This window comes from Streptomyces sp. H39-S7, from assembly GCF_027158205.1.
In the GTDB taxonomy this organism is placed as follows: Bacteria; Actinomycetota; Actinomycetes; order Streptomycetales; family Streptomycetaceae; genus Actinacidiphila.
Map to the genome: position 1 here is coordinate 1 of NZ_JAPVLU010000106.1, position 9,720 is coordinate 9,720.

General features: G+C 72.3%; 8 protein-coding genes. 2 read left to right on the top strand and 6 right to left on the bottom strand.

The features are described 5' to 3' along the window. The 6 genes from O3X23_RS43125 to O3X23_RS43150 form a co-directional block, all read right to left on the bottom strand. Positions 1-143, bottom strand: a 143-nt coding sequence (locus tag O3X23_RS43125; RefSeq protein WP_269280659.1) for a DUF2637 domain-containing protein, incomplete at its 3' end; no start/stop codon positions are given. 114 nt (positions 144-257) lie between these two features. Beyond that, complete coding sequence (gene egtD / locus O3X23_RS43130; protein ID WP_269280642.1) at positions 258-1,229, bottom strand: L-histidine N(alpha)-methyltransferase; 972 nt, start codon at positions 1,227-1,229, stop codon at positions 258-260. Further along, positions 1,226-1,978: an ergothioneine biosynthesis protein EgtC gene (egtC, locus tag O3X23_RS43135; protein ID WP_269280644.1), complete on the bottom strand. Its 753-nt coding sequence runs from the start codon at positions 1,976-1,978 to the stop codon at positions 1,226-1,228. Before egtC ends, egtD begins: the two co-directional genes overlap by 4 nt. Further along, entirely contained in the window at positions 1,978-3,327 is a 1,350-nt protein-coding gene (gene egtB / locus O3X23_RS43140; protein ID WP_269280646.1) for an ergothioneine biosynthesis protein EgtB, read from the bottom strand. The genes egtC and egtB overlap by 1 nt, the downstream gene beginning before the upstream one ends. Continuing rightward, a complete protein-coding gene (egtA, locus tag O3X23_RS43145) occupies positions 3,324-4,658 on the bottom strand; it encodes an ergothioneine biosynthesis glutamate--cysteine ligase EgtA (protein WP_269280662.1) in 1,335 nt (444 codons plus the stop codon). Before egtA ends, egtB begins: the two co-directional genes overlap by 4 nt. Before the next feature lie 144 nt (positions 4,659-4,802). After that, positions 4,803-6,032, bottom strand: coding sequence for an aminotransferase class I/II-fold pyridoxal phosphate-dependent enzyme (locus O3X23_RS43150; protein ID WP_269280649.1), 1,230 nt, complete (start codon positions 6,030-6,032; stop codon positions 4,803-4,805). Positions 6,033-6,135: 103 nt separating this feature from the next. Between O3X23_RS43150 and O3X23_RS43155 the strand changes: the two genes are divergently transcribed. After that, complete coding sequence (locus tag O3X23_RS43155) at positions 6,136-6,660, top strand: hypothetical protein (RefSeq protein WP_269280653.1); 525 nt, start codon at positions 6,136-6,138, stop codon at positions 6,658-6,660. 204 nt (positions 6,661-6,864) lie between these two features. Continuing rightward, positions 6,865-9,600, top strand: coding sequence for a glycoside hydrolase family 2 protein (locus tag O3X23_RS43160; protein ID WP_269280656.1), 2,736 nt, complete (start codon positions 6,865-6,867; stop codon positions 9,598-9,600). Positions 9,601-9,720 lie beyond the last annotated feature (120 nt).

A 9,720-nucleotide genomic window follows, 5' to 3' on the forward strand; every position in this document is an offset into this window, starting at 1 on the left:
AACCAGCCGAAGCCCTTGTTCTGCGCGAGCTCCCGCACCGCGGCGTACGATCCCGCGAACCCGATCGCGGCGATCACCACCGCACCGGCGACCACCACACCGACAAGGATCCGATGCGTCCGGGTCAAACGTATCGCGGGCACCCGCGACCCCTCCTGTAGGTGTCGTACATCAGTTCAGCGGTGCCCAGAGTCTCATGGGCGGGGTCCGCCGGAACCGACACCCCTGGAAGAGCCGCGGGTGGGCGGCGATTCCTGTTACCGGGGAACGGACAGCGACAGCCCGAACCGGCCGCCCGCGTCCGTCCACCAGTGGCGCAGGTCCAGGCCGGAGGCCTCGAGTTCGCCGCGCAGGCCGTCCTCGCGGAACTTCGCCGAGATCTCGGTGCGCATCTCCTCGCCCGGCTCGAAGGCGACCACGAGGTCCAGCTCCGGGATCTTCACCGTCTGATGGGAGCGGGCCCGCAACCGCATCTCGATCCACTCGCTCTGCCGGTGCCACAGGGCGAGGTGGTCGAACTCGGCCGGATCGAAGTCGGCGCCGAGTTCGCGGTTGATGACGTGCAGCACGTTCTTGTTGAACTCCGCGGTCACCCCGGCCGCGTCGTCATAGGCGGCGACGAGGGTCCCCTCGTCCTTGACCAGGTCCGTGCCGATCAGCAGCGCGTCGCCCGGTGCGAGTCCGGTGCGGACCGCGGTCAGGAACAGGGCGCGTTCGGCGGGCAGCAGGTTGCCCAGGGTGCCCCCGAGGAAGGCCACCAGCCGCGGCCCCTCGGCGCCGGGCACGCGCAGGTCGCCCTGGAAGTCCCCGATGAGCGCGTCGACGCGCAGTTCGGGGTACTCCTTGAGCAGCGCTTCGCCGGCCTGTTGCAGGGCCGCCTCACTGACGTCCACGGGCGTGTACGTCTTCAGCGTCCCGGCGGCGAGCAGGGCGTCCAGGAGCAGCCGGGTCTTGTCGGACGACCCCGAGCCGAGTTCGATGAGCGTGGCAGCCCCCGTGGCGGCGGCGATCTCACCGGCTCTGGCCTGCAGGATCTCCCGTTCCGCACGGGTGGGGTAGTACTCGGGGAGCCGGGTGATCTCCTCGAAGAGCTCGCTGCCGCGGGCGTCGTAGAACCACTTGGGCGGCAGCCACTTGGGGTCGGCGGTGAGTCCTTCGCGTACGTCGGCGCGCAGGGCGTCGGCGGTGGCGTCGGCGGGCAGGCGGCGGGTGAGCGTGAAGGTACTCAACGGTTCGGCTCCTTGAGCGTCGTGAGCTGGATCTCGTCGGGGGTGGCGACGAGCAGGGTCCGGTCGGGGACCCTGACCCAGGTGTCCTCGTCGTCGTGGGGCTCCGAGACGACGAGGACGGAACGGCCCGGCTCGTGGCGGTAGTAGAGGGTGTCGCCCCAGGTGGTGGCGGCGATGACGGTTCCGTCGGTGAGCAGGAGGTTCAGCCGCCCCCGGTCGTGCGGGACGAGGTCGGCGATGGTGCCGGCGAGTGCGTCGCCCGGCGGCTCCCCGCCCCGCAGCCGGTGCAGCGCGAGGGCCCAGACGAAGGCGGAGTCGCAGCGCGCGTCCAGGGACAGCAGTTCCGCGGCGGACAGCCGCGCGGCGGCGTGTTCCAGGGTCGCGGGCCAGCCGGTGAGCGCCCCGTTGTGGCTGAAGAGCCAGCGGTCGGCGGCGAAGGGCGCCGCGGCGTTCTCTCCCGCCGCGCCCCCCTCGGTCGCGGACCGGACGGCGGCCAGCAGCGCGCCGGTGGAGATGACGCGCGCCAGGTCGGGGAAGGACGCGTCGGCCCAGATGGGTCCGGCGCGGCGGTAGCGGGCGGGCACCGGATCGCGGTCCGCGTACCAGCCGACGCCGAATCCGTCGGCGTTGACGGTGCCGTGGAGCTGCTCGCGCGGCGCCCAGGACTGCCGGTACAGGCTGTGCTCCGGCTCGGTGAGCACGGTGCGCAGCGCGACGGGCGGGCCGAGGTAGGCCAGATGCCGGCACATCAGCGGTTGTCCTGGGATCGGGCGGTGCGGAAGCCGGAGAAGATCTGCCGGCGGACGGGGTGGTCCCAGTTGCGGAAGGTGGCCCGGCAGGCGACCTGGTCGACGGCGAACGCGCCGCCGCGCAGCACCTTGTAGTCGCCGCCGTAGAAGACCTCGCTGTACTCGGGGTAGGGCCACGCGGAGAATCCGGGGTAGGCGAGGAAGTCGCTCGCGGTCCACTCCCAGACGTCGCCGATGAGCTGGCGCACTCCGAGCGGGGACGCTCCGGCGGGGTAGCTGCCGGCGGGGGCGGGCCGCAGGTGCCGCTGGCCGAGGTTGGCGTGCTCCGCCCCCGGGTCCGCGTCCCCCCAGGGGTAGCGCCGGGAGCGGTCGGTGGCCGGGTCGTGGCGGGCGGCCTTCTCCCACTCGGCCTCGGTGGGCAGCCGGCGTCCGGCCCAGCGGGCGTACGCGTCGGCCTCGTACCAGGACACGTGCAGGACCGGCTCGTCCGCGGGCACCGGTTCGGTTACGCCGAAGTGCCGGCGCAGCCACTGGCCGCCTTCCCGGCTCCAGTACAGCGGGGCGTGCAGGCCGGTCCGCTGCCGGTGTTCCCAGCCGGGGGCGGCCCACCAGCGCGGGTCGTCGTAGCCGCCGTCCGCGATGAACTCCAGGTAGGCGCCGTTGATGACCGGCGTCGTGTCGATGTGGAAGGCGTCGACGTGGACGCGGTGGGCGGGGCGTTCGTTGTCCAGCGCCCAGGGTTCCGTGGAGGTGCCCATGGTGAACGGACCGCCGGGCACCAGGACCTCACGCGGCAGCGTGGCGGCGTCGGCGGGTGCGGCGGGGGGCGCGGGCGCGGTGAGGACAGCGGGGCCGGTCCTCAGCTGATGGGTTATCAACATGGTCTCGTCGTGCTGCTGTTCGTGCTGGGCGACCATGCCGAAGGCGAATCCGGCGTCGAGCAGTCCGCTGCCGTGCAGCGGTGTCTTCTCGATGAGGTCCATGACCCGGCCGCGGACCTCGTGGTTGTATCCACGGGCCTCACCGGGCGGCAGCAGGGGCAGCCGGGGCCGCTCGGCGCGCGGGTGCTCGAAAGCGTCGTAGAGGGAGTTGATCTCGGTGGGGAAGATCGGATCCTGGCCGCCGACGGTGCGCAGCAGCCACAGCTCCTCCTGGTTCCCGATGTGCGCGAGGTCCCAGACCAGGGGTGACATCAACGGTGAGTGCTGGGCGGTGAGGTCCGGGTCGTCGACACATTCGGTCAGGACCCGGGTGCGGGCGCGCGCGGTGGTCAGCGCCGCCGCGATGCGGTCGCGCAGCGCCTCATCATCTTGCCCGGGGGCCCGCCGGGGGGCGGTGCTGTCGTTCACGCGCGGTCCTCCTTGGTCTGCGTGCCGGTCCGGGCCGGCGCGCGGCCGGCCGCGGAGCGGTGCTGATCGATCAGGTCGTCGGCCGGACATCGGCCGCGCGCGATGTACCGCTCGGCGAACTCGGTGACGGTGTCCTGTACGTGTCCGGGCGCGCCGATCCGCGGCAGCGCGTCCAGCGCGGCCCGGAAGCAGGCGTCGGCCGCCCTGCGCAGGGCGGGGTCGGTCAGGCCGCGGCGGGCCGCGCGGACCCACAGCGGGTTGCGCGGGGCGGGCGGGCCGCCCGCGCCCAGCGGCAGCAGGGCCCGCAGCGCGGCCTGGTGGGCGGTCGGGTCGTCGAACAGGGCGGTGACCACGGCCAGCGGCACCATCCAGCCGTCGTCGCCGGACTGTGCGTCGATCATGCGCAGTTCCAGGTGGCCCTGCGGGCGGACGGGCGGGAACAGGGTGGTCAGGTGGTAGCGCAGATCGTCGAGAGCGGGTACGGAGCCGTCCGGACCGCCGTGCTCGATCCAGTCGCGGAAGGTGAGTTCGGCGGGTGTGGTCCAGGGCGTGCCGTCCTGCTGCCGTATGCACATCACGGGTGCGTCGAGGGCGTAGCGGGCCCACGCGGCACGCGGCTCGCGGTCCAGCGGCGGGGCGAGGGTGCGGGCGGTGTCCATCAGGGACCACACGGCCTGGCGCGTGGAGCGCCAGCCGCTGGGGACGCCCTGGCGCAGCGGGGAGTTGGCGAACGCGGCGACCAGGACGGGGCCCAGCAGGTGGGCCAGCCGCCAGCGGGAGCGGATGCCGTGCGGGCCGGGGGTGTCGGTGCCCGCGTCCACGCATACCTGCACGGAGGCGGTGCTGCACATCATGGAACGACCCGCGGTGCCCGCGCGGTCGAAGTACTCCTCCATCGCAACGTAGCGCGGGAGGTCCAGGATGCGGCGTGGTGTGCGGTAGGGGTCGTGGCCGTGGCCTGCGGCGACGAGGCCCTGTGCCTTCAGATGGCCGCGGACGGCGGCCAGGTCGGCCGAGGTCTCCTCGACGCATTGCGCGAGGGAGTCGGCGGGGCGCGAGCTGAGTTCTATCTGGCCGCCCGGCTCACGGGTCAGCCCTGCGTTCAGCGGGAGCCGTTCCAGGCCGCTGACGGCTTCTGCCAGCCGGCCGGGGTCGATATGGAGGGCCGGGTCGTGCGCGTCGTGCAGGAACCACTCGAGCTCGGTACCGACCCTGGTCGGTGGTCCGGTCTTGAAGCAGATGCCGTGGATGAACAGCTCGGCCTCTGCCTCGGTGACCGGTCCCGCGGATCCGGGCTGCCGCCGGGCCGGTCGCCTGGCGGTGCCTGCCATGTCATGGCGCATGGTGATGTCTCCCATCGGGCCGCTGTGGCGGCCGCTAACCAATGTGCCTCACCGCGGCCGATTGCGCTCGCTATTTCTTATGGTTTGTTCGAATTTGTTAGCTTTTTGGCCAGTTCTCCGGTGACCCACCTGTCACGGGCCCGCGGACCGTCTTCCCGGCGCCCTTTCGGCGAAACGGGCGATCCGGTCGGCCGCCTCGGCCAGCACCGGCTCCGCCAGCGCGAAGTTCAGGCGTGCGCAGCCCTCCCCCGCCGTCCCGAACGCGGAGCCGTCCGCCAACTCCACGCCGCACGCCGCCAGCAGCACCTCCCGGATCCCGGCGTCCGGCGCGATCCCCGCCGGGCGCCGGGCGCCGGCGAAGGCCGCCCCGCTGAGCCACAGCAGGAAGGACGCCTCCGGGACACACGCGACCGCTCCGGGAACCGCCTCCGCCAACCGGGTGACGATCAGGTCCCGCCGGGCCGTCAGCCCGGCAGTCAGCGAACGCAGCCACGGCTCGCCGTGTTCCAGCGCGATCTCCTGGGCGAGCGCCCCGAGCAGCCGTCCGCCCTCGAAGAAGCCGAACCCCTCCAGGGTGGCGACGACACGTCGTCGCAGGTCGGCGTCGGGTACGAGGAGGAACGCGTCCGCCAGGCCGCTGACGTTGAAGGCCTTGCCCACCGAGTGGACGACGACGGTGTTCCGGGCGAACTCGCCCGCGGCGTTCACTGCGGTGACGTGCCGGCGCCCCGGATGCACGATCTCGCAGTGCACCTCGTCGCTGATCAGCACTCCGCCGCAGCCGGCGGCGGCCGCGGCGAGCGCGTGCAGCTCGGCGGCGTCCCACACCCGGCCGGTGGGATTGTGCGGACTGCTCAGCGCCACGACAGCGCCCGGCTCCCGCCGGCAGGCGTCGGCGAACTCGTCGACGGCCAGCCGGTACGCGCCGCCCGCCCGGTCGAGCGGGATCTCCCGGACAGCCCGGCCGGCGGCGCCGGCGACGGCCGCGAAGCCGCCGTACTCGGGCGTCGGCGTCAGCACCGGGCCGCGCGGCGCCGGGCCGGCGGCCGCGGCGTCGAGCACCACGCGGACGGCGGTGCGGGGGCCGAACGGCAGCAGCACCACCCAGTCGGGATCGATCGTGGCCGCGTGCCGGCGGCCGTACCAGCGCGCGACCCGTTCGCGGGCGGCGGGATCGGCCCGGGTGTAGCCGAGCGCGGGGTGGTCCAGCCGGTCCCGCAGCGCCGCGAAGAGCGCGGGAAAGCCCGGCAGGTCCATGTCGGCCACGCCCAGCGGGATCCGCCCGGCGTCCAGCTCGACGCCCGCGGTCAGCCACTTCACGCTCCGGGTGCCCGTCCGGTCCAGCCCGCTTCCGCCGTCCATCCGGTCTCCCTGTCGTCGCCCGTCATTCCCTGCCCACCCGCCCCTTCGCAGTAAACAGCGAATATCGCTTGCCTCTCCGAAGGAGAGGAGTAATTTTAATTACATGATTACATCAAAGGATCGTGAGGCGGTGCGCGGCTGGTTCGCCGGGCGCCTGCCGGAAGGACTGTTCACCGAGCTCCTGGACGTCACCGTCGACCGGGAGGAGATCACCGTGGTGGGCCGCATCCCCGAGCCCGAACTGGCTGCGGACGCCTCACAGGCGGAGCGCGACGCGGCACGGGAGGGGCGCATCGCGGAGTTCCGCGGGCGCACCCGGGCCGCCCGTATGGAGGTGGCCCGCGAGGCCGAGGAGAAATACGGGCGCAAGGTCTCGTGGGGCGTGCAGTGCGCGGACACCCGCGGCTGGTACACCACCGTCGCCGCGCCCGTCATGACACGACTGCGCCAGCCCGAGCGCCAGGTGCTCGACACCCTGATCGCCGGAGGCGTCGCCCGCAGCCGCAGCGACGCGCTGGCCTGGTGCGTCCGACTGGTCCAGCGCAACGCCGACGAATGGCTCGTCGACCTGCGCGACTCCCTGGAGCACGTCGAACAGGTGCGCGCCCAGGGGCCGGACGCCGGCTGACGCCTTCCCGCCGCGGACAGCACCCCGTGCCGGCGCCGACCCGCACCGCGGGACCGCGCCGGCACGCGCACGTCTCCCAGGCGCCGTTGACACGACCTGTTCGGCTCCCTAGGTTCGGGGACACGGGTTAGTAAAGTTTCTTAACTTGAAACTCGGCACCCCTGCCCCAGGCGCGAACCCCCACGAGCCACTGGGAGATCCAGCGTGTTTCTCCGTCCGGCACCACACCGACGACGGCAGGCCACCGCGGCGGCACTCACCGTCCTCGGTCTCGCCCTCGCCCTCGTCCTCCCCGCCAGCGCCGCGCCCCCGTCCCCCGGATCCGCGCGCACGGCCGCACTGGTCACCGCGGCCGCCGCCGAGCCTGGCACGGCGACCGCTCTCACCGGCTACGCCATCCAGTCCTCCGCCAAGGTCACCGACTCCCCCACAGCGGTCTCCACCCCCGGCTACCCCGCCGCCGGCTGGTACCCGGCCGGTCCGCGCTCCACCGTCCTGGCCGCTCTGCTCGCCACCGGCCGCTACGCGGACCCGTTCTACTCGCAGAACCTCAAGAAGATCCCCACCGCGGACTTCGCCGTCCCATGGTGGTACCGCTCCGACTTCACCGTCGACGACACCTCCGCGCGCACCTACCTGGACTTCAGCGGCGTCGTCTCGGCCGCCGACGTGTACGTCAACGGCGTCCGGGTCGCCACGAAGGACACCGTGGCGGGCGCCTACACCCGGCATGAGCTGGATGTCACCGCCCAGGTCACAGCGGGTACCAACACCGTCGCCTTCCTCGTGCAGCCCAACGATCCGCGGAAGAACCTGACCATGGGGTGGATCGACTGGCTCCAGCCCCCGCCCGACGAGAACATGGGCCTGGTCCGGGACGTCCTGGTGCGCCGCGGCGGACCGGTGGCGCTGCGCGACACGCACGTGGTCACCGCCCTCGCGCTGCCCTCCCTCGGCTCGGCCGACCTGACCGTGAAAGCACAGGTCCGCAACGACTCGGCCGACCCGGTCACCACGACCGTCTCCGGCACCATCGGCGCCCTCGCCTTCCGTCAGGACGTCGCCCTGGCGGCACACCAGACCAAGGCGGTCTCCTTCGCGCCGTCCGGATACCCCCAACTGCGGTTGAGCCGTCCCGCGGTGTGGTGGCCGGCCGGCATGGGCGCCCAGTCGATGTACGAGCTGCAGCTGACCGCCACCGTCGCCGGCGCCGCCTCGGACAGCGCGCGGGAGCGCTTCGGCATCCGGGACGTCAAGGCGCCCCTGGACGGCAGCGGGGCCCGCCAGTACTCCGTCAACGGCCGCAAACTGCTCATCAAGGGCGGCGGCTGGTCACCCGACGTGTTCCTGCGCTGGGACCGCACCTACACCGAGGACCGGCTGCGGTACGCGCTGGACCTGGGCCTCAACACCATCCGCCTCGAAGGCCACATCGAACCGGACGAGTTCTTCGACCTGGCCGACCGGTACGGCATCCTGACGATGCCCGGCTGGGAGTGCTGCGACAAGTGGGAGGGCAACGTCAACGGCGGCGAACCCGGCGACAAGTGGACCGCGGCCGACTACCCCGTCGCCAAGGCGTCCATGGCCGGCGAGGCCGCCCGGCTGCGCGACCACCCCAGCGTCATCTCGTTCCTCATCGGCAGCGACTTCGCCCCCGACGCCACCATCGAGAAGAACTACCTCGACGCCCTCAAGGCCGCCGACTGGCCGACACCCGTGGTCGCGGCCGCATCCGCCAAGTCCGCACCGCTGTCGGGCCCGTCCGGCATGAAGATGAGCGGCCCCTACGACTGGGTGCCGCCCAACTACTGGTACGCCAAACGCGAGGGCGGCGCCACCGGCTTCAACTCCGAGACCAGTGCCGGACCCGACATCCCCACCCTGGACACGCTGCGCCGCACGCTGTCCCCCGCCGAGCTCGAAACCCTCTGGAAGGACCCCGCCGCCAAGCAGTACCACCGCTCACCCTCGTCGACCTTCAGCGACCTCAAGCTGTACGGCAACGCGCTGGCCGGCCGGTACGGCAAACCCACCGGCCTGGACGACTACGTCCGCAAGGCGCAGCTCGCCCAGTACGAGGCCGTCCGCGCCCAGTTCGAGTCCTACGGCCGCAACGCCTCCGACAGCTCCCAGCCGGCCACCGGTGTCGTCTACTGGATGTTCAACAGCGGCTGGACCTCACTGCACTGGCAGCTCGTCGACCGCTATCTCGACCAGGGCGGGGCCTACTTCGGCGCCAAGAAGGCCAACGAGCCGCTGCACGTCCAGTACTCCTACGACACCCGCTCCGTGGTCCTGGTCAACAACCGGCACCCACCCGCGTCAGGGCTGACCGCGCGGGTGAGCCTGTACAACACCGACGGGACCATGAAGTACGACAGGACCAGCACCGGGCTGACGGTCGGCGGCGACGGTGCGAAGACCACCGCACTCACCGTGCCGTCCACGGTCAGCGGGCTGTCCGCCACCTACCTGGCCAAGCTCGTCCTCACCGACTCCTCGGGCGCCGAGGTCAGCCGCAACGTGTACTGGCTCTCCACCCGGCAGGACGTCCTGGACTGGGACAATACCGACTGGTACTACACCCCCACGACCGCCTACGCCGACCTCAAGGGGCTCAGCGCTCTGGCCCCGGCCACCGTCTCGACGACGGCACGGACCACCGGGGGGAGCGACGGCACGTCCACGACCTCGGTCGTCCTCCGCAACACGGGCACCGGCCGCACGCCCGCGCTGCTGACCGACGCCCATCTGGTCGACGGCGCCGGCGTCCCGGTGCTGCCGGTGACCTGGTCCGACAACCAGGTGAGCCTGTGGCCGGGTGAGTCGGTGACCCTCACCGCCTCGTACCGGACGGCGGACCTGCACGGATCCGCGCCCCGGGTGCGGGTCTCGGGCTGGAACACCGCCACCGCCACCGTCCCCGCCGACCGCTAGTGCGTTGTCCACGAACGTTCGCCGGGCCTGGTGATCCGTGAATGATTTTTGGGGTGTTGGGGCCTGGCGGTGGCACTGTGGTGGCAACGGGTTGTCATCGAGGGTGAGTGAGGTGCCTCA

What these genes read in the sequence shown, in the direction of transcription:
- O3X23_RS43155 (WP_269280653.1), top strand. Translation starts at nt 6,136, where the DNA reads ATGATTACATCAAAGGATCGTGAGGCGGTGCGCGGCTGGTTCGCCGGG.
- egtC (WP_269280644.1), bottom strand. Translation starts at nt 1,978, where the DNA reads ATGTGCCGGCATCTGGCCTACCTCGGCCCGCCCGTCGCGCTGCGCACC.
- O3X23_RS43150 (WP_269280649.1), bottom strand. Translation starts at nt 6,032, where the DNA reads ATGGACGGCGGAAGCGGGCTGGACCGGACGGGCACCCGGAGCGTGAAG.
- egtA (WP_269280662.1), bottom strand. Translation starts at nt 4,658, where the DNA reads ATGGCAGGCACCGCCAGGCGACCGGCCCGGCGGCAGCCCGGATCCGCG.